Annotated in this window: 20 protein-coding genes and 1 pseudogene; 6 read left to right on the forward strand and 15 right to left on the reverse strand. The window is 69.2% G+C overall.

What is annotated here, in order from left to right:
• The first annotated feature begins 152 nt into the window (after window positions 1-152).
• The 4 genes from BLQ49_RS05765 to BLQ49_RS05780 are packed head-to-tail and all read left to right on the forward strand — an operon-like array spanning window position 153 to window position 1,930.
• Entirely contained in the window at window positions 153-821 is a 669-nt protein-coding gene (locus BLQ49_RS05765; RefSeq protein WP_091714097.1) for a hypothetical protein, read from the forward strand.
• A complete protein-coding gene (locus BLQ49_RS05770) occupies window positions 818-1,195 on the forward strand; it encodes a hypothetical protein (protein ID WP_091714099.1) in 378 nt (125 codons plus the stop codon). Before BLQ49_RS05765 ends, BLQ49_RS05770 begins: the two co-directional genes overlap by 4 nt.
• Window positions 1,188-1,688: a hypothetical protein gene (locus tag BLQ49_RS05775; protein WP_091714101.1), complete on the forward strand. Its 501-nt coding sequence runs from the start codon at window positions 1,188-1,190 to the stop codon at window positions 1,686-1,688. The genes BLQ49_RS05770 and BLQ49_RS05775 overlap by 8 nt, the downstream gene beginning before the upstream one ends.
• The gene (locus BLQ49_RS05780; RefSeq protein ID WP_091714103.1) at window positions 1,685-1,930 is read left to right on the forward strand and encodes a hypothetical protein; all 246 of its coding nucleotides are present in this window, start codon (window positions 1,685-1,687) and stop codon (window positions 1,928-1,930) included. Before BLQ49_RS05775 ends, BLQ49_RS05780 begins: the two co-directional genes overlap by 4 nt.
• A 39-nt stretch (window positions 1,931-1,969) precedes the next feature.
• Here BLQ49_RS05780 and BLQ49_RS28845 read toward each other — a convergent pair whose 3' ends face one another.
• The 6 genes from BLQ49_RS28845 to BLQ49_RS05810 form a co-directional block, all read right to left on the reverse strand.
• On the reverse strand, window positions 1,970-2,320 hold the full coding sequence (locus BLQ49_RS28845) for a hypothetical protein (RefSeq protein WP_143012213.1): 351 nt from the start codon (window positions 2,318-2,320) through the stop codon (window positions 1,970-1,972).
• A 59-nt stretch (window positions 2,321-2,379) separates the two neighbouring features.
• Window positions 2,380-3,234 (reverse strand): ArdC family protein, encoded by an 855-nt coding sequence (locus BLQ49_RS05790; RefSeq protein ID WP_091714106.1) that lies wholly within the window; start codon window positions 3,232-3,234, stop codon window positions 2,380-2,382.
• Window positions 3,235-3,454: 220 nt separating this feature from the next.
• A complete protein-coding gene (locus BLQ49_RS05795) occupies window positions 3,455-3,781 on the reverse strand; it encodes a hypothetical protein (RefSeq protein ID WP_091714108.1) in 327 nt (108 codons plus the stop codon).
• A 135-nt stretch (window positions 3,782-3,916) separates the two neighbouring features.
• Window positions 3,917-4,390 (reverse strand): hypothetical protein, encoded by a 474-nt coding sequence (locus tag BLQ49_RS05800; protein ID WP_091714109.1) that lies wholly within the window; start codon window positions 4,388-4,390, stop codon window positions 3,917-3,919.
• 848 nt (window positions 4,391-5,238) lie between these two features.
• The gene (locus BLQ49_RS05805; RefSeq protein WP_342028157.1) at window positions 5,239-5,511 is read right to left on the reverse strand and encodes a YetF domain-containing protein; all 273 of its coding nucleotides are present in this window, start codon (window positions 5,509-5,511) and stop codon (window positions 5,239-5,241) included.
• A 7-nt stretch (window positions 5,512-5,518) separates the two neighbouring features.
• Window positions 5,519-5,863, reverse strand: coding sequence for a hypothetical protein (locus tag BLQ49_RS05810; RefSeq protein WP_244507457.1), 345 nt, complete (start codon window positions 5,861-5,863; stop codon window positions 5,519-5,521).
• 282 nt (window positions 5,864-6,145) lie between these two features.
• Here BLQ49_RS05810 and BLQ49_RS05815 point away from each other — a divergent pair, with 282 nt between their 5' ends.
• Together BLQ49_RS05815 and BLQ49_RS05820 are read left to right on the forward strand one after the other, a co-directional pair.
• On the forward strand, window positions 6,146-6,406 hold the full coding sequence (locus BLQ49_RS05815) for a hypothetical protein (protein WP_091714111.1): 261 nt from the start codon (window positions 6,146-6,148) through the stop codon (window positions 6,404-6,406).
• 209 nt (window positions 6,407-6,615) lie between these two features.
• Complete coding sequence (locus tag BLQ49_RS05820) at window positions 6,616-7,581, forward strand: mechanosensitive ion channel family protein (protein WP_091714113.1); 966 nt, start codon at window positions 6,616-6,618, stop codon at window positions 7,579-7,581.
• Window positions 7,582-7,744: 163 nt separating this feature from the next.
• Here the strand turns inward: BLQ49_RS05820 and BLQ49_RS30180 are convergent.
• From BLQ49_RS30180 to BLQ49_RS30020, 9 genes and pseudogenes are all read right to left on the reverse strand, one after another.
• A pseudogene (locus BLQ49_RS30180) lies at window positions 7,745-8,125 on the reverse strand (BA14K family protein); the annotation flags it as partial.
• A gap of 285 nt (window positions 8,126-8,410) precedes the next feature.
• Window positions 8,411-10,108 (reverse strand): GMC family oxidoreductase, encoded by a 1,698-nt coding sequence (locus BLQ49_RS05830; protein WP_091714117.1) that lies wholly within the window; start codon window positions 10,106-10,108, stop codon window positions 8,411-8,413.
• 14 nt (window positions 10,109-10,122) lie between these two features.
• Window positions 10,123-10,782, reverse strand: coding sequence for a gluconate 2-dehydrogenase subunit 3 family protein (locus tag BLQ49_RS05835; RefSeq protein ID WP_091714119.1), 660 nt, complete (start codon window positions 10,780-10,782; stop codon window positions 10,123-10,125).
• Window positions 10,783-10,794: 12 nt separating this feature from the next.
• Window positions 10,795-11,859 carry a hypothetical protein gene (locus BLQ49_RS05840; RefSeq protein ID WP_091714121.1) on the reverse strand — a complete coding sequence of 355 codons (1,065 nt, stop codon included), beginning with the start codon at window positions 11,857-11,859 and terminating at the stop codon, window positions 10,795-10,797.
• Entirely contained in the window at window positions 11,843-12,937 is a 1,095-nt protein-coding gene (locus BLQ49_RS05845) for an enolase C-terminal domain-like protein (protein WP_091714123.1), read from the reverse strand. The genes BLQ49_RS05840 and BLQ49_RS05845 overlap by 17 nt, the downstream gene beginning before the upstream one ends.
• A gap of 21 nt (window positions 12,938-12,958) precedes the next feature.
• Complete coding sequence (locus tag BLQ49_RS05850) at window positions 12,959-14,749, reverse strand: thiamine pyrophosphate-requiring protein (protein ID WP_091714125.1); 1,791 nt, start codon at window positions 14,747-14,749, stop codon at window positions 12,959-12,961.
• Window positions 14,750-14,946: 197 nt separating this feature from the next.
• Entirely contained in the window at window positions 14,947-15,294 is a 348-nt protein-coding gene (locus BLQ49_RS05855) for an SMP-30/gluconolactonase/LRE family protein (protein WP_167627642.1), read from the reverse strand.
• Window positions 15,295-15,682: 388 nt separating this feature from the next.
• Window positions 15,683-16,063: a response regulator gene (locus BLQ49_RS30015; RefSeq protein WP_208859021.1), complete on the reverse strand. Its 381-nt coding sequence runs from the start codon at window positions 16,061-16,063 to the stop codon at window positions 15,683-15,685.
• 34 nt (window positions 16,064-16,097) lie between these two features.
• Window positions 16,098-18,884, reverse strand: a complete 2,787-nt coding sequence (locus BLQ49_RS30020) for a PAS domain-containing protein (protein WP_091714130.1) — start codon at window positions 18,882-18,884, stop codon at window positions 16,098-16,100.
• Window positions 18,885-18,979 lie beyond the last annotated feature (95 nt).

An 18,979-nucleotide genomic window follows, 5' to 3' on the forward strand; every position in this document is an offset into this window, starting at 1 on the left:
TCGGCGCATGCGCGATTGCGCTTGATCCTTGCCACGTCGGCCTACGGTGGGCGCACGTAGGCCGACGCGGGACGCAGTGAGCCGCACGTCGGGCTCTGGTGACAGGCGTCCGCGGGGATGACGATCACGGCCTCACTCACTCCGAGGCCTCCATGCGGTACATTGACGAGCTCTCCCTAGAAGCCCGCGCCCAACTGCTCGCGCAGCGGGAGGCCGCCATGCACGGCGACCGCGCGGCGCAGGACCACTTCACCGTCCTCGGCGGCAGCTACTGGGGCGCGCCGCCGGCCGACCTGTTCGACGCGGTGGCCGTCGGCATCGGGCGCGGCTGCCGCGGCGCTGACCTCGCGCGCAAGGCCGTCGCTGTATCCGCCCTGTTCGGAGAGGCGAGCGTGGCTGAGGTCGTGCGCCTCTGCGACGAGGTCTTCGAGGAGGTCGAGACGCAGAACGCCAGCCGGCTGGCGCGCATCGTCAGGCGCATCAACAACCACAAGGCCGGCCCCGCCGATCTCGAATGGCTCCTCGTCCAGGCGGAGGCCATGACCGATGACCTGATCCTGACGGCCTCGCCGTTCGAGGGCGATCAGGACGGCGCCGAAGAGCTCCGGCGCCAGGTCGTCCGGGCGCGCAAGCCGTGGACCTGCCACTGGACCCGGCGGCCCATCAAGCTCGGCGAACGTCACCTGGCTATCGTCGAGCGGTATGACGGCAATGTCCTGACGACGCGGCACAGCCTGCTGTCCGTCTACCTCGACGTCGCCGGCGAGGACCCCGCGGCCGCCATCGAGCTCGCCCCGGCCGAGCACCGGAGGGCGGCATGACCGCGGAGAAGGACCTCACCCGCCACCCGGTCTGGGGCGCCGCGGCGGAGACGGAGCGGGTCAACCCGTTCGCCGGCCGCTTCCCGGTCGTGAAGACGATCACCCGCGCCGACGGCACCGAAACGGTGCTGACGTCGAGGCCTCAGCCGGCCATGCCGAAGGCGGCCACTGCGCACATCCAAGACGACCACGAGCGCATGCTCCGGCTCGTCCTGGACATCCTCTACGACGAAAGGCTGTCGGCCGAGGAGAAGGTCGCGCGAGCGGGTAACTCGCCCGGTTTCGATCCCGTGCGGGATGGTCGCCCATACCTTCCATGGCCGCCCCGGGCGAAGGCGGCCGCGCTCCCGGCGACGGGGTCGTTCCATGGCTGAGCCCACGCAAGCCGAAAAGCACGAAGCCGCCTGCGAGGCCCTGGAGAAGGCCGCCGACCTCCTGCTGGAACACGCGGAGGGCATCGCCGGCCTGTTCTTCCTCGCCGAGCGGAGGCACCTCATGCCGCCGGAGCCGCTGACGATCACGCAGCCGACCGGCCCCGTGCTCATGCGGAACCGGCCGGCCGAGGATGCCTTCTGGACGATGATCGTGGCGGCCGCCGCTTTCGCCGGCAGCCGGGAGACCTACCTCCGGGCCCGCGACTACTTCCCCAGCGAGCGGTCCTGCCTGCTGCACTACGAGGTCGAGCGGCTGGTCGCGAACCTCGGCGACATGCCCCCGTCCCTCGCCAGCGTGCCGGCCGACGCGGCGGATCCCGAGCTCGGCATCACGCCGGCGGACGTCCACCGGCAGGCCTGGCGAGACCACCTCGCCGTCAAGGCCGGCAGGCTCGCCGAGGCCAGCAAGTACCGCTTCAAGAGGATGGCATGACCGACCGCGAGGACACGCCGCTGCGCCGGGCCATCGTGACGGCCTGGGCGCTGCACGAGGGCTACACCGTCGAGGCCGCTACCTGGTGGCCCGAGGAGGAGGGCATCGAGGCCTGGGACTGGACTGACCCGAACGGGAAGGAACTGGGCGGCGAGATGGGGGACCACCGCGACCTGCCCACCATGCCGGACGAGCTATTCCGCAGGCTGAATGGCGAGTGCCGTTGGCAGGGGGGGTCATGACCGACCGCGAGAGGGCGGCCGGCCTGGTTCTGAGGGGCGCTACTGAGCGCCCGCGAGCGACGCGTCCGAACACGGAACCTCGTGGCGGTCGCCCTTGCCGCACCAGGCCTGAAGCTCCTCCAGTGTGCGCGCGCATGTGTCTTCGACGCCGCAGTTTTGAGCCGTCATGCCGGCGGTCAGGTACAGGCACCTGTCGTGCAGTGCCTTCATGAGACGCCGGGGCATGCGGTGGCGGCAGAGAACATTCGACGGCGGCAGATCGGCTGCTCGGCGCCATGCCTGGAGATAGAGGGCCTCCGGGGGGTTCGGCGGTGGAGGGGGATATCGCCGGGCATCTGCGGCGGTCGGGATGGCGAGGATCGCGAGGGTGACGAGGGCTGCGCGGCGCATCGGAGGTCTCCAGGTCCGGATATGGAATCGAGGGCCCCAGTTGCCCGGGGCCCGAGTGCTTAGGCGGCTTCAGCCATCTGGCTCTGGAGGGCGGTCAGGTAGGAGGCCGCCCGGGACGCCGCGCTGGCGGCGGTGAAGATGGCCTTGGGGTCGCTCCTCAGGAGGGTCAGCCAGGAAGCCAGGTAGCTGGCGTGGGTGGGGTGCGGGGTCGCTTCGAGCCCGAGCTCCGCGCAAAGGAACGCCGACCCGAGCTCGGCGATGAGCTCTTCGGCGGCGTATGCCTGCGTCTTGAACCTGCCGGAGAGGTCGCGGTCGAGGCGCCCCTTGGCCCCGCTCCAGTGTACGAGCTCGTGGAGCATGGTTGAGGCGTAGCCGTGTGCCTCTGGGAACCGGGACTGCGACGGGATCCGGATGAGATCCTGGCTGGGTATGTAGCAAGCCATCTCGCCGCCCCGGATGATCGTCGCATTCGTCCGGTCGACGAAGCCCTCGAAAACCTCGGGGATGACCCACTCGCTCGGGGGCAGGGGCTCCCCGGCCTCGGGCGCGCCCTCGACCTGGCTGGCGTTGAAGGCGTAGCTCGCCCGCGCCACGAACCGAGGGCGGTCCTCCTCGTCCTTGCCGAGGTCCTTCCAGAACACCACCAGGGTGCTTTTCTCGCCCTTTCGGACCTGCGCCCCGAGCTCGCCCCACTGGCGGTACGTCGCCCAGCGGTCGTCGCTGTAGCCGGCGGCCTGCGCGCCTACCCAGAGGCTGAGCGTGTTGATGCCGCGGTAGGCCTTGCCGGTGAGTGCGTTCCGGGGGAGCCCGCCGCCGCGCCGGTGCCAGGGGCAGGTCCACTGCCCGGCCTCGCCCGCCTCCAGGGTCGCGATGATCGAGTTGGTGACGGTCTGGTGGATGTCGAACTGGGCCATGGTCGTCTCCCTCGGCCGCCCTGCGCGGCCTCGATGGGAGGGCCTGGAGACGGACGAGGGCGACCCGCACGCGAAGCGCCGAAACAGCGTGGAGGACCCCGTCAGGGGTTGAGGGGAAAAGCCCCGGCTGTCGTATGACCCCCCAATTCGAGAGGCCGCCCGGCAGGCCGGGGGAGGTTTGGCTCAGTCGCTATCCAACCGTCCGCAAATGCGGACGTCGCTACTCGTAGAATGGCCAGTCCGGTCCGACAGGCTCCCCTGAACCATCCGCGCGCGTGTTCTGGGGGAGGTCGCTGTACTGCTGCCGGGCGCGGCGGTCCTGCTCGACATACTCTTGCAGGGCGCGGAGCTCACGGTCGATGGTGTCCGCCGGTCGCGTGCCCTCGCGGGGGAGGACCTGGGTGCCGTGGTCGTGCGAGCGCGCCCACTCGATGATGGCCTGGAGGAGCGCGGCCCGCGGGGCGGGGACGTCCGGCAACCCACGGGCGTGGGTGGCTACCTTGTCGAGCCAGCGCAGGCGGCCGGCGAGGTCATCGGTGGGTCTCATGCCCGGACCGTGGCACGCCCGAGTTTCGCGGCGGTTGACGCGTCCGGTAAACGCGAAGGGCCCCCGGGGTTGCCGGAGGCTCTTACGCCCGGCTGGGCCGGGGAACCGCTTATGCAGCGGAGAGTGGTACCTGGGTCACGGGATGGCGGGCGTCAAGCCGTCCATGGCCTCGGCGTCGAATGGGTCCACCGGCCATGGCCGTCGTGCCTCCTCGCGTCGGGCCGCTTCGCGGATCCGCCGGGCTTCGAGCATGGGTGCCTGGGCATACAGCAAGGCGCAGCGCCAGACGGCGAAGTGGCTGCCCCGCGTCACACGCTTCGGCGTCGGCCCCCGCGCCGGCAGGACGATCCAGTCACGCGACGTCGTCACGTCCCCGGGGCCGCCGCTCCCGCGCCGGTCGCGACGGCAGTGGACGACCAGCCCCACCAGGGTGTCGGCGGCCGACCGGATCTCGAACCCGTGGGGCCGGTGCCCGTCTGCCCGCATGTGCGTGAGGGCCCAATGCCGGCCGAACCGCGCCAGGTCCTGGGTCAGGATGTTCCGGCGCCTAGTCGCCCAGACGAACGCCTGGCCGTCGATGGGGATGCTGAGGTCGAAAAGCTCTGGCATGCCGGCAGGCTGGCACGGGGGCCGTTTCATCCCCGTTCACAGGACCGGTTACCGCCCGGTTAGCGTGCCCTCGCACGGGCCACGCCGGGCATGGAACAGAGGGTGCACCGACCAAAGATCGACCAAAGAATGGGCGCGCAGGACGGCGAATTGGCGATGACGGCGATGAAACGAGAACGGCCGCTCCCCTCTGTGCAAGGAGGGGAACGGCCGTTATAGAGGGATCCACGCCCCCGTTCGGGACGTGGGGGTCGCAGGTTCAAATCCTGCCACTCCGACCAGTTTTCCCCTCTGGGGGAGGTCATCCCGGTATCTACTGAATTCGGCCCGGCCACAGGTCCGGCCAGGTTGTCGTGCCACTGCGCGCATTCGCGTATCTGCGAAGCTTCGATCCATTCGCCACACTGCGCCGGTGCCGCTCAGCCTCCATCAATTCCGGGCACGCCATGGATGCGCGTCCTGCGAATCTCTCTGTCGATCTTGTAGAATAGGGCCCGGTTGGTCGTGGACTACTCTGCGTCTCGGGGGAGGGTGCAGATGAATGGGTCGGCTGCCTGTGACGATCTCAGGGGCGCGCTGGCGGACTCGGCGTGTCACGCGATCCAGTCCCACGAGGGCTCCTGGTGGTGGTGCTTGGCTCCCCACACAGCCCGGGGATCCACCTTCGAGCGCGGCGCCTGGCACTAGGACCGCAGGGCGGCGTCGGGCTCGGTCGTCAGCGCCACGACGTGCGTGTAGAAATCGAATGTCGGAGGCCGTTCCGTTCGGCACGCCGCAGCTTTCCCATCGACCCCGGCGATCCCGCGCAGGCCATATCGGGGTGGCGCCCCACAGGCGTAACTTCGGTTTCAAATCGGAGCGTGTCTTCGGCGCGCGATGCCGGTCAATCCATCCCAGCGCCCGGACAGCGCCTTCAGCACGCTGATCGACCTGTCCGTCTTGAGCACGACCGCCGCAGCCTGCGAGAGGTCGTCGAGCCCCTCGGAGCGCAAGGCCGCGAGGACATCGTCCCGCGTCTTGCGCTGACGGCGCATCGCACCCTCGACCAGGCGCTCACCGTGGACGAGCAGGGTCGGTTCCGCCTTGATCATTGCCGTGACCCTGGGCGAACCCAGGCGCAAGCACGCGTTATCGACGCATATCCTTGGGCAGATGCTTGATCGGATCCGTCCGCCCCCCCTGCTCTTTGCCCTGGACTGATCCGTCGGACTGCATCACGTCCGTCGACGCTTGGATGGCGCTGGGCGGTGCGACCTGGCCGGTGGCCTGATTGCGTGGCGCGGCACCGCTACCCTTCACCGTCGACGTTCCGGGCGGGAGCGTACCGGCCGTAGGCTGGTCGATGGCGCTACCGGCCGACTGCGCGGTTGCGGGCAGCGCCGACGCCATGGCCCCCGAAAGCAGGGCGACGGCGCCGGTGAGCAGCATGGCCGCGACACGACCGGAGCGGAGACGACGACGGGCGATCACCATGATACTGCGCTCCATTTCATGAGCCCGGGCGATGGGCATGCCGAAACGCAAGTCCCCCCACGCGGCTTGGTTCCTGGCGGGATCCGAAGTGAATGCCGGCCTGCCGGAGGCGCCGATCCAACCACGCTCGTCCGGCGCGGATCCCACGCAAAACAGCTTTTGCTGAACGGTTTCCGGCACTGCACGTTACCGACGGCGATCACGCGTCCGAGGCGGCGCGCCGCTGTCCTTGGCCGGAGGCCCAGGATTGGTCGGCGAAAGCATGGTACAAGGAGTTCCAGCGTGAAGAAGACCTTCCTCGCCGCATTCGTCGTCACCGGCCTGGCCGGCATCGGCATTGCCGCCACGACCCTGCCGTCCGCGGCCCTGCCGATGAACGCGGCCGGCGTCACCGCCCCGGCCAACGCCGACCTCGTGCAGGTGCGCATGCACCGGCGCCACCGGATGCGCCAGGGCTCGGCCAGCCATGGCAACGCCGGCATGCCCTCGCGCGGCGCCCGCGGACAGCAGTACGGTGGGACCACCGGCGGCCCGCGGCGCTGACCCCAAGCAGACTTGCGTCGGCAGGCCCACGCTTCGCCTGCTTAGGTCTTTGGTATGGCGCAGGTTTTCGTCGCAAAAGCAGTCGCCATTGTTGCGCAACCTGCTTAAGACCCGCCCGCCCCGCGGCTTCTCGAAGCTGCCGCGGGTGACCATGCGCCGCCGGATGGCACCACTGCCTCCGGCGGCTTTCTCATGATCTCCGGTACCCAATGATCTTCTCCGAAGCGCTCGGGCGGCTCGAAGAACTCGGTCGCTCGGCCGTGGCCCTCTTGCCGGGACTGGCCATCGCGCTCGTCCTGTTCGGCATCGGTCTGCTGATTGCCAAGGGCGTGCGCGCCGCCGTCCGGCGCGCGGCGGAACTTCGGGACGCCTCTCCGGGCTCGGCCTCCGTCCTTGGCCGCATCGCCGGTGGTGTGACGGTCCTGGTCTCGTTCTTGGTAGCCGCCTCGGTGGCGTTCCCATCGGTGTCCGCCGCCGACCTGTTCAACCTCCTGGGCATCGGCGGCGTGGCCATCGGGTTCGCCTTCCGCGACGTCCTCCAGAACCTGCTCGCCGGCATCCTGATCCTGCTGACCCGTCCCTTCGTCATCGGCGACCAGATCCGCGCCGGCTCGCACGAGGGCACCGTCGAGGACGTCTGGGTGCGGGCGACGGTGCTAAGGACCTACGACAACCAGCGCGTGCTTATCCCCAATGCCACGCTGTTCGTCGACAAGATCACGGTCATCACCGCCCACGACAAGCGACGGCTCGCCTTCCCGCTGACCATCGGCAACGGCGACGATATCCGCGAGGCGCGCCGGGTCATCGTCGAGGCCCTGCGCGGCACCGACGGCGTGCTCGCCGAGCCACCGCCGGAGGCACTGGTGACCGGGCTCGGCGCAGCCGGCGTCGACATGACGGCCCGGTTGTGGGTCGACCCGCCCCGGCGCCGAGACGCCGTCGACGCGCTCGACCACGCCATCGCCAACGTGAAGGAGGCGCTTACCGCCGCCGGCATCGACCTGCCGTACCCGACAAGCCAGATCCTGTTCCACGACCAGACCGAGGAGACCGACGGCGACCGCTCCCGGCAGCGCGAGGGGTGGCCCGCCGGGAAGAGTCCGCCGCGTGCCCGGTGGCGCGTGCTGCGGGAGGACGACGCTACCGACCGCCGGGCGGAGGAGCGGTCCTGAAGGTGCCGCTGCACGCGTGGATCGACATCCTCGGCGACCTGTTCTGGTTTCGTCCGACCCTGACCGTTCTCGGTTGCATTCATCTCGTCCAGTTCGGGGTCAAGCTGGAGACCGCCCACGTCACCGGCTGCGACGCGTCCTCGCCGAAGCGGTCCGAACAATCAGGACAAGGATGGCGTGCGCCGTCGTTGCCCAGATACGTACCGCTGGCCGCGTCGTAGGAGCGGAACCGACGAGCCCAGGCGGCGACCGTCTCGCCGTCCGCCGCGCCCCGGGCGGCCTGCGCCTGCGCGTAGGCGAAGGCGCCGCCCATGAGCGCCCCGGCGGCCAAGCCGCCGATACCGGCGCCGACGGCCGCACCGACATCAGGCCCCTTGCGGTAGCCGTCATGGCGGCCGTAGCGATGGGGGCGATGACCGAAGCGGCGGTACCGGGCTTAGCTCGTCGGGAGGGCTTTGGCGGAGAACGCCGCGAGCGGGCTTCCGAACGGCTTGGCGGCGGTGGGCTGAGCGACGAGAAGGGTCGGAACCGTGGCCGCGAGGGTCTTCCAGGGTCGTCGTGCCTGTGGAGGGTAGCACGCAGAGGACGACGCGCTGTAGCCTCCGGGGGCCTGCCACCTCCGCTCTTGAAGACAGCTGCGTCGATCCTAAACAAACGGGTTGGGTCGATAGGAGGTCGTCTGCTTTTCCAGCTGGCTTTCGCTTAAGCAGGTACCCAGATTTCGACCAGATCCGACCCATGATTTCGCGCTTTTGTCACTCTCGTCGACTTGCGCACCTTTATTCAGAAGATGCCGATCGTTGCGCCGTCCTACAGCGCTGCGCGTGTATCACCTCTCACGGGACGAAATTCGGTCTGCCGTACGCAGCGCGATCGCTTGAATGGTGAGCGACGGGTTGACCCCACCGACCGTCGGGAAGACCGAGCCGTCGCAAACGTACAGGTTCGGGATATCCCAGGAGCGGCAATCGGCATCGACGACGGAGGTGCGTGGGTCAGCGCCCATGCGGGCGGTGCCGTTGAGGTGGCAGGTGTCGTCGCCCTGGTCCCAGACCTCGCGACCGCCTGCCGCGACGAGGGCTTCGCGCAGGAACTTGAGCGCGTGGCGGTTCAGCGCCTTGTCGTTGTCGCACCACGAATAGGTGATGCGCGCCACCGGCAGCCCGTACTGGTCCTTCACGTCGGAGAGCGTCACCCGATTGCGCTCCTGCGGCATGTATTCGGAGACGACCTTCAGCCCGGCGACGTGGTTGTAGCGCTGCATCTCGGCCACCAGCGCCTCGCCCCACAGGCCGTGGGCGGAGGCCTGCGTATTGGCCCAGAGCTGGGGCAGCGGGCCCTGGCTCATGTAGGAATAGCCGCCGAAGAAATCCTTGGCGAAGGGGCCGTGACCCCTGTCGTCGTAGTTCCAGTGCTCGCTGATGGCGAGCGAGGGCGGCCCCTTGTAGCTGCGGATCTCCTCGTCGAAGACGCCCCAGACCGCCTGGTTGCCCTGGACCATCAGGTTCTTGCCGACGAGGCCCGAGGAATTGGCAAGCCCGTCCGGGAACTCCTGGTTCGCCGAGTTGAGGAGCAGGCGCGGCGTCTCAATGGCGTATCCCGCCACCACGACGTTCTTCGCGCGCTGGAACCGCCATTTCCCCTCGCGGAAGTAGTGGACGCCACTGGCGCGGCCGTTCTTCGTCTCGATCCGGCCGACCATGGCGAGGTCGCGGATCTCGGCGCCGGCCTTCAAGGCGCGCGGCAGGTAGCTCACGAGCACGCTCTGCTTGGCGTTCGTGGAGCACCCCAGGGTACAGAAGCCGCGGTAGACGCAGGGCGGCGCATCGCCGTGCGGGGCCGAGACCGTGGCAAGCGGCGTCGGCGTCCAGCCGATGCCCATTGCCTCGGCCCCCCGGGCCAGCACCTTGGCGGCGGCGTTGATCTCGTGCGCGCGGCGGTGATAGCGGCGCCGGTGCGGTCCCCAGGGGTAGGAGACCGGGCCGGAGATCTTCAGGTCGTCCTCGACCTGATCGTAATAGTGCCACATCTCACGCCAATCGATCGGCCAGTCGGCGCCGTAGCCCATCAGGGTGCGGGCCTTGAACCATTCCGGTCGGAATCGCAGGGCTACCATCGCGTAGTGGACGGTGGAGCCGCCCACCGCCTTGCCGGAATTGTTCGAGCCCATCTGCAGCGGGTTCTCGCCGTCGACGATGCGCTCATCCGTCCAGTAGAGCTTGGACTGATGGCTCTCGTCCGAGGCGAAATCCTCGAGCGGCCGGAAATACGGGCCGGCATCGAAGGCGACCACCGAGAAGCCGCGCTCGGCGAGCCGGCAGGCGAGGGTTCCGCCGCCCGCGCCGGTGCCAACGATGGCGAAATCGACTTCCTCGTCGTCCCGGTGCTGGCGCATCGGAACCCATTCGCCAATCCGCATGACGTTGGGCGCGCGACCGTCGCGGGCGCGGGGCTGGTGCTCCGGGTCGTTGCCGGGGATGGCGTGCTTGGGGTTGTCGGCGGCGTTGCCGAGGCCGGGGATGCGCATGGGTGGGACAATCCTTACCGGCCGACCAGGAGGTTATCTTCGTAGGCCTCGTCCTCGCGGCCGGGCTTGGCCTCGGCCGCCTCCCAGGGGTCGCGGCGGTCGAAATCCATGCGCACGTAGCCCCGCGGGCTCGCTGGGCCGCCCCAGCCGATCTCGTTCCAGGCGGTCGGGTGGGCGTAGTAGGCCTTCACGACGTCGGGCAGGACGCGCTTGTGGAAGAACAGATTGGACGGCATGCCCGCCCAGGCGGCGTCGGTGAGTTCGCCCACTTCGGCGCTCTTCAGCAGCGCGTCCTGCGCCCAGGTGCCGAGTTCATGGAAGCGCGCGCCGAACCGCGCCTGCGCCTCGGCGTCGAGGGCCGTCAGCCCCAGGCGCCACGCCTCGCGCTCCTCGGGCAGCTCGGGGTTGCGGTAACCGTCGCGCGTGTCTGTGGCGAGCTTGTGGTCCACAAGGGCTGCCACCGGAACCGGGTCAGCCCGGTCCACCGGCTGCGGCACGATTCGGTCGGCGATGGCCTTTATCGTCGGCCATTCGGCTTCGTCGAAGAAGCGGCGCGTCTCAGGGCCGATCCTAAGGCGCTCGTCGAGAACCGCGCGGGTCTTGGCGTTCCAAGAAGGGCTGTCGCGCTTCGCCAGCACGTCGTAGCCCGGATAGAGGTCACGTCTCGGCAGCATGGGACACCCGGCTCAGAAGCGAAAGGGTCGGTGTTCGAGCAGTTCGAGGGCGGCGAGGCCCCCAAGCGCGACGCCGGAGAAGGACGGCGGGGCTGGGAGCGGCGGCCCGTCGATGAGGTTCTGGCGCCAGTTGTCCCAGCCGCCCATCATCCGGGCGACGCCGTAGGCGTGGAAGGCGACGCCGCCGACCCCCATCGCCGAGACTGCCCACATTCCCCACTTGGCCCCGGCCTGGTTCGCACCCGCCGGCTTGGCGGCGGCGCGGGCGAGCAGGGCGGCGGCGAGCGGCGGCAGGCTCACGGGGATGTACATGGCCGGGTTCTGGAAGGCGCCGCGGAAATGTAGCAGCCCGGCCTCCAGGGTCGTGCCGGCGAGCATGCCCGCGGTCGCCAGAGCCAGCGCCGGCCCGGCCGGCAGGCCGACGAGCCGGGGGGCGTCGGGATCGGCGTCGCGAACATGCTCGGCGATGACGCCCAGGATGCCGGCGAGCGTCAGCGCCATCGGTGCGCCGATGGGGGCGGAGTAGAACAGGTTCTGGAAGGAATAGCCGCCCTCGCGCTTACCGACGTTGTAAGCGTGGAAGCCAAAACCGATCAGGCCGGTCAGCCCGGCCAGCGCCTGCACCCCGTGCCGGACGCGGGAGCTGCCGGGGTCGGTATCGCCGGCCCCGTGCAGGGACGCCGCCAGGGTGACGCTCGACACGATAATCGGCGTGTACATCGCCCGGTTGAAGAACTGGCCGCGATAATGCTCCAGACCGGAATCGAACAGAACCGAGGCCGCGAGCATCGTCGAGGCGTGATTGAGGCGCTGCGCCGCGCTCGCGGTCACCGCGCTTCCGCGTCGCGCGTAGCGGCGCCCCTCCGAGCCCGCCGGACCGAGGCGCTTCGAGCGGCCGGAGGCGAACCACGTCAGCAGGCCGGCGCCGATGGCAGCCGCGGCGAGGACCACCACCGGGTGCACCGCCGCCTCGGCCCGCACCGGGGCGACGCGCCGTTTCAGGGCAGGCCCGGACAATCCCTGCGCGCCGCGGTGGCGTTCCGGCGGGCGGGGACCGCGGTCAGACAGCGTAGGCATCGGCGTCCGGGGTCTTGAGGATGAGGCCGTGGCCCGGCCGGGTCAGGTCGGGGGCTATCGCCCCGTCCCGGGCTTTGGGCGCGCCGTCGAACAGCATCCGCTCGATGCGGACGTGATCGTGGAACCATTCGAGGTGCCGGAAGTGCGGCGCCGCCACCGCGACGGGCAGGTGCAGGGCCGGGGCGCAATGGCCGGAGAGGTCGATATGGGCCGCCTCGCAGAGGGCCGCGATCTTGAGGAAGCCGCTGTAGCCGCCGCAGCGGGTCACGTCGGCCTGCGCGACGTCGACCGCACCGGCCGCAAGCAGGCCACGTAGGTCGTCAAGGGTGTAGGCATATTCCCCCGCCGCGATCTCCATGCCGGCGGGCGCCGCCGCGCGGACGGAGGCCATCCCGGCGGGATCGTCGCTTGTCACCGGCTCCTCGAACCACGCCACGCCGAACGGTTCGGCCGCCCGCGCGACCGCGACGGCACGCTTCGGCGTGAACGCACCGTTGGCATCGATGAACAAGTGCGCGGCGCCGATCGCCGCCTTCGCGGCGGCCATGCGGGCCGGATCGCGCTCGGGCTGCCTGCCGATCTTCATCTTCACAGCGCGGCAGCCGTCCTGCTCGACCCAGCCGGCGAGCTGCTCGCGCAACTGCCGATCGTCGTAGCTCGTGAAGCCGCCGCTGCCGTAGATCTCGGCCCGCTCCCGCGCCCGCCCGAACAGGCTCGCCAGCGGCAGGCCGAGGAGGCGCGCCTTCAGGTCCCACAGCGCCGTGTCGAGGGCCGAGATCGCGGTGGCCGCGAGCCCGGAGCGGCCGAGGTTGCGCACCGCACCCCACAGCACCGCGTTCGCCCGCGGGATGTCGAGGGCCGGGAGCCCGGAGAGGCGCGCGGCCAGAGTCTTGGTAATGAGAGGCACGATGCTGGCGTCGGTGTAACTGTAGCCGAGGCCGGTCTCGCCCCCGGCCTCGATCTCGGCGACCACCAGGGTGGTCGTGTCCCAAGCGAAGGTGCCATCCGCCTCGGGTGCGTCGGTGGGAACGGTGAAGGCCCGCGCCCGCACCGTCCCGATCATCGGATCCGTGCGCATGATCGGAGCCGGATCCCGGCCCTACTTCCGGTCGCCGGGTAACACAGAGCTCAGCACCTGGCGGGCGGTGTCGACGAGCAGATGGCGCTCCTTCGGATCGCCCTTGCCCAGCATCGACATGAAGTTCTGAACCTGCTGGAGCGTGAAGAACGGCGGCAGCGGCGGCACCTCGGGATCGGTCTTCACCTCCAGCACCACCGGAACCGGGCTCGCCAGCGCCTCGTCCCAGGCTGGGCCGATCTTGGCGGGGTCATCGACATAGATGCCCTTCAGGCCGATCAGCTCGGCGAACTTGTGATAGGGCACGTTCGGGATGGTCTGGCTCGCCTCGAATTTCGGGTTGCCCTCCATCACCCGCTGCTCCCAGGTGACCTGGTTCAGGTCCTCGTTGTTGAACACGCAGCAGATCCAGGTCTTGTTCGACCAGCGGTGCCTATACTTCGCCACCGTGATCAGCTCGGCCATGTTGTTCATCTGCATGGCGCCGTCGCCGACCAGCGCGATCACCGGCCGGTCGGGATGGGCAACCTTGGCGGCGATGGCGTAGGGCACCGCCGCGCCCATGGAGGCGAGGCCGCCGGAAAGCGAGCACATCTGCCCCCGGCGCATCTTCAGGTCGCGGGCGTACCAGTTGGCGCAGGAACCGGAATCCGAGGTGACGATCACCCGCTCGGGGAGGCGCGGGGAGAGTTCCCAGGTGACGCGCTGCGGGTTGACCGGGTTGGCCTTGGCCATGGCCCGATCCTCGGCCTCCTTCCACCAGGAGGCGACGCCCTTCTCGATGCCGGTACGCCAGGAGCCGCCCTCCTTCTTCTGCTCCAGCAGGGGCAGCAGGGCGGTCAGCGTCTCGGCGGACTCGCCGCAGAGCGGCACTTCCATGGGATAGCGCAGGGACAGCATCTCCGGCGCGATGTCGATCTGCACGCCGCGGGCCTGCCCTTCCTCGGGGAGGAACTCGGCCCAGGGGAAGCCGGAGCCGATCATCAGCAGCGTGTCACACTCGGCCATCATGTCGGAGGAGGGCTTGGAGCCGAGAAGCCCGATCGTGCCGGTGACGAAGGGCAGGTCGTCCGGAAGCGCCGCCTTGCCGAGCAGCGCCTTGGCGACGCCGGCCTGGAGCTTGTTGGCGACCGCGATCACCTCGTCGGTGGCGTGCAGCGCGCCCGCGCCCACCAGGATCGCGACCTTCTTGCCGGCGTTGAGCACGTCGGCGGCCCGGCGCAGATCGGCGTCGAAGGGCACGACCTTCGGGGCGGTGTAGCCCACCCCCGAGAAGGTGTTGCCGTGCTTGCGCACGGGCGCCTCGTAGGGGACGTCCTGCAGGTCGTTCGGCAGGATGATCGCCGCGACCTTCCGCTCCGCCTTCGCGATGCGCATGGCGCGGTCGACGATGTGGCGGACCGAGGCCGGGCTCGCGGCCTGCTGCACGTAGGCTGCGACATCCTTATAGACGCTCGTGAGATCGAGCTCCTGCTGGTAATGCGCCCCGTTGACGTTGCGCGCCTGCTGCCCCGCGATTGCGAGCAGCGGCACGTGGTCCGAGTAGGCGTCGTACATGCCGGTGAGCAGGTGCGTCGCGCCGGGGCCCGAGGTGGCGAGGCAGACGCCGACCTCGCCGGTGAACTTGGCGTAGGCGGTCGCCATGAAGGCCGCCATCTCCTCGTGCCGGACCTGGATGAACTCGAAGGGCAGGTCGTTGCGCTGGAGCGCGCCGAGGAGCCCGTTGATCCCGTCCCCGGGGTAGCCGAAGATCGTCTTCACCCCCCACTCGGCGAGGCGCTTCCAGAAGAAGTCGGCAACGGCTTCGGCCATGGAACGCACTCCTCGAATCTGCGCGGTCGCGCAGCCCCGTTCCGGGGCGGCGCATCGAAAGCTGCGACGGAAATCCTGATTTGACGCGCGGTCGATCGCGCAGCGTCTGTCGGGCTAACCGGCGGTCCTAGGGAGCGTTCCAGCCGAGGAGGCAGGGGTTGTCACGTTCCGGTGAGCCGTTCCGCCGGCCCTCGCGCTCAGCCGCCCGCGAGGTCGAGGGCGTAGAGATGCTGTTTCGAGGTCACGAAAAGCCGTTCCTCGCCGGGGCCGAAGCAGCCGTTGGAGCAGAGTTGCGGCGTCGGGATCAGGCCCAGCCGGTGCCCCTCGGCCGAGTAGACTTGCACACCGTCTTCGGAACGCGTCCAGATCCAGCCGCTGCGGTCCACGCGGAAGCCATCCGGCACGCCGGGCTCGACCTGCGCGAAGACCCGGCGTTCCCCAAGGCTGGCGTCTCCGCGAACGGGCTCGCTGAACAAAAGTGCCCCGTCGTTCGCGCAAACGAAATCGTTCGGCGCGTTGAAGCGGCGCCCCTCATTGGTTTCCACCAGGGCGGTGTTGGTCCCATCAGGGCGGTGTGGGTCCCATCCGGCGCCGTCTGAGATAGGCGGCGTTAGCCGTGCTCGCAGTGGATGAGGTTGCCGTCCAGGTCGACAGTGTTGCCGTGTGTCGATGCCGGCGCGTAGGCTCCCAAACAGACAGACCCACGGGTCCGACGTTTCCCGTCCAATCGAGCCGAGCTACGAATGTCTATTTCAGGGCTGTCGCAGGCTGATAGCGGATCAGCTGCTATTCGCCATGTCCAGTCCCGCCGATTGGCACTTCTGAACGCGGGGTCGGGTGGTTTTGAGACCGTCTGCTAACGAGCAGGAAGTAAATTAAGCAGACAACTGTGTCGCCCGCGTGCGTCGCTTGAAAAGCGTTACAAGTAACCGCTCACTGGTTCGCCGACACGAAGGACCGGATGCTCTGGACGAGCCTGCCCTGGTCGAACGGCTTGTCATAAAACACGCCCCGGGCCGGGATGCTCGACAGGTCAGGCTTCACCGCCCCGGTTAGGATCAACTCGACCGGCGGCCAGCGGTCGCGGATCATCGCGGCCAGTTGCAATCCGAGAACCGACCCGTGCACATCGAGATCGGCAACCACGACGCGGATGTCGCCCCGATGTTCGAGGATCTGGATGGCCTTGGCCGTCGTTGTCGCCTCGACGACGTCGCAGCCCGCCTCCTCGATGAGGTCGGACAACACCATCATCTGAATCGGCTCGTTCTCGATGAGGAGGACGATGGGCCGGCGGTCACTCGATGCGGTCACGAAGTTTCCCTTCGAGGACCAGCGTCTGCCCCGATCACGATGCCACGACTTGCGAGATGGGCGCGCGGAACTCCGCGTCCAGGCCCGTGGGGGTATAATCCAGGTGTGTGTCCCGCGTTCCCAAAAGGCCGGTCTGAATGAGCCGCGCCCCAAAGCCGCGCCGCGTGGGCGCGGTGGCGGGTGGGCCGCCGCGCTCCCGCCATTCCAGCACGACCGTGCGCTCGGCACCCTCCTCGATCCGCCAAGCCACATGCACAATGCCGCCCTCGACTGAGAGTGCGCCGTACTTGATCGCGTTGGTGGCCAATTCGTGCAGCAGCAGGGACAGGGACAGTGTCGCCTGCGGAGCCAGGGCGAGGGTCGGCCCCGCGATCCGGAAGCGGGTGAGGGTGGTCTGCAGGGCCAAGACCTTCTCGACGATCGACCGGATGGGGGCCGCCGCCCAACTGTCCTGCATCAGTACGTCGTGGGCGCGCGACAAAGCGATGAGCCGCTCGGTGAAGGCCTTGACCGGCGCTTGGTCCGGCACCGCCCGGAGCGTCTGGCCAGCAATCCCCTGGACCATCGCCAGGGTGTTCTTGAGCCGGTGGGACAGCTCGCCGTTGAGGAGCACGCGCTGCTGCTCGGCCTGAACCCGCGCCACCGCCACTTGCACCCGGTCGGTGACCGTACGGATGAAGGCGATCTCTTCCGGCCTGAAACTCCGGGCCCGGGCGTAATGGACAAAGCCGACGCCGACGAGCCGGTCCCGCTCCATCACCGGCACGTCGATCAGTGAGCGGACGCCGATGGCGACGAACATGTCCGCCATCGCCTGGCACCGCGGGTCCTGCGTGACGTCCTCGATGACGACGATCTCACCCCGCTTGAGGTTGTCGATGTAGCTGCCGTAATCGCGAAAGGCGTGGGCCCCACTGAGGGAGCCGACCGTCGGGGCGCACCAGTCCGTCGGGATGTCGATCGTCTCGTCGACGGGGTTCACCAAGCCGTAGCCGGCCCGCGTTGCCCCGAGGACCTCCGCCATGGTCTTGGCGGCGGCTTGCACGAAGTCGGCTACGGTATCGAGGTCGCGCAAGTGGTCGCCGAGCTTGAGCAGCGCCTCCTGGCGCAGGCCCGCATGTTTGGCCTCCGTGATGTCGGTCACCACGCCCGGGAAACGCAGCGGCCGGCCCGCGGCATCGTGGTAGCAGCGCCCGCGCGCGTAGACCCAGGTCACCGTGCCGTCGGGGGCGAGGAGGCGGTACTCCTCGGTGAACTCGCCGCCTGTGTCGAGCGCCTGCTGGATGCGCTCGCCCACCCACCCGCGGTCGTCGGGATGGATACCGTCGACGAAGGCCGTGAGCGGCGCGCCTCCGACGGCGAGCGCGGGATCGACCCCGTACATCCGGGCGAAGTGCTCGCCCGCGTACAGCCGGTCGTTCGGGATGTCCCAGTCCCACCACCCCAGGGAGCCCGACGCCTCGAAGGCGAGGCTCAACCGTTCCTCGCTGACCCGAAGGCTCTCCTGCGCGACGTGCCGCTCGGTGACGTCGCGGACCGTGCCGAACCAGCGGACGATCGTGCCCCTCTCGTCGCGCGTCGGTTGCCACTGGCGGGCGATCCAGCGCAGCGCACCGTCGTCGGCGCGCCGGATGCGGTACTCGATGGGTTCGGCTGCGCTGCCGTCCGCGCGCGACGCCGCGGTGGAGAGCGTGGCGCGATCCGCCATGAGGACTGGGGCGGTCACGGCATCGAGCGTGTAGACGGGCGCGACCGGCAAGCCGTGCAGGCGGCAGTATTCGGCCGAAACCACGATCTCGTCGGTGGCGACGTCGAGCTCGAAGGTGCCAACCTGTCCGGCCTCCTGGGCGAGCCGCGAGCGCGTGTCGCTGGCGCGGAGCGCCACCTCGGCCGCGCGGCGGTCTGAGATGTCGTTGAACAAGATGGCGACGTGCCGCTCCTCCGGCGCGCCGACGCGGAAAGCCTGGACGTCGTACCAACGGTCGAGGGAGGCGGCTCCGTTCTCCAGGCGGACCGCCTCGCCGGTAAGGGCGACATGTCCGTAGAGATCGAACCAATGCTGCTCATGATCGGGTGCGAGATCGCGCATCCAGCACCCGGCGGCATCAGCGAGCCCTGTCTGGGCGGCGAAGGCAGGGTTGACCTCGAGGAACCGGTAGTCGACGGCCCGGAGACCGCCGTCCTCGTCCTCGAAGCGCATCTCAATGACGCAGAAGCCGGTATCGAGCTTTTCGAACAGCGACCGGTAGCGGCTCTCACTTCGGAGAACATCGCCTTTGAGACGCACCTCCGCCGCGAGCGCGGCGTTCCGGGTGCGCAGCGCGATGCGCAAGTCCAATTGCGCCACGACCTGCCGAGCCAGCGCCCGCAGATCGTCAGCCTGCTCGGGGGTCAGTCCCTCGGGACGGGGCACGGTGTCGATGACGCAGAGCGAGCCGATCACAAGGCCGCCGTCGAGCCGGAGCGGCGCGCCGGCATAGAAGCGGATGTGTGGATCGCCACTTACGAGCGGGTTGCCGGCCGTGCGCGGGTCGGCGGCGAGATCCGGGATCGTGAGGAGGTCGGGGGCGGTCAAGGCAAGCTTGCACACCGAGCGGTCGAGGTCGGTCTCGCTCGCGTCGAAACCGACCCGGGCCTTGAACCATTGCCGCTCACGACTGACCAAGCTGACGAGCGCCACCGGCACCGAGCACAGCCGGGTCGCGAGGCGCACGACGTCGTCGAAACCCGGCTCGGCCGGCGTATCGAGGATCGCTAGGGCATCGAGCGCGGCGAGGCGGTCAGGGTGACTGACGGCCCGATCGGTGAGCAGAGAATTCATTCCATGAGCCGGTGGGGCTCAGGCGCGCCCACAGATACGCTTTTACAGGAAGCATTGCCGGTGGCCAGTGAGCGCTTTCGCGCATGTCTCACGGT

Origin of the sequence: Methylobacterium phyllostachyos, from assembly GCF_900103445.1 — a bacterium.
In the GTDB taxonomy this organism is placed as follows: Bacteria; Pseudomonadota; Alphaproteobacteria; order Rhizobiales; family Beijerinckiaceae; genus Methylobacterium; species Methylobacterium phyllostachyos.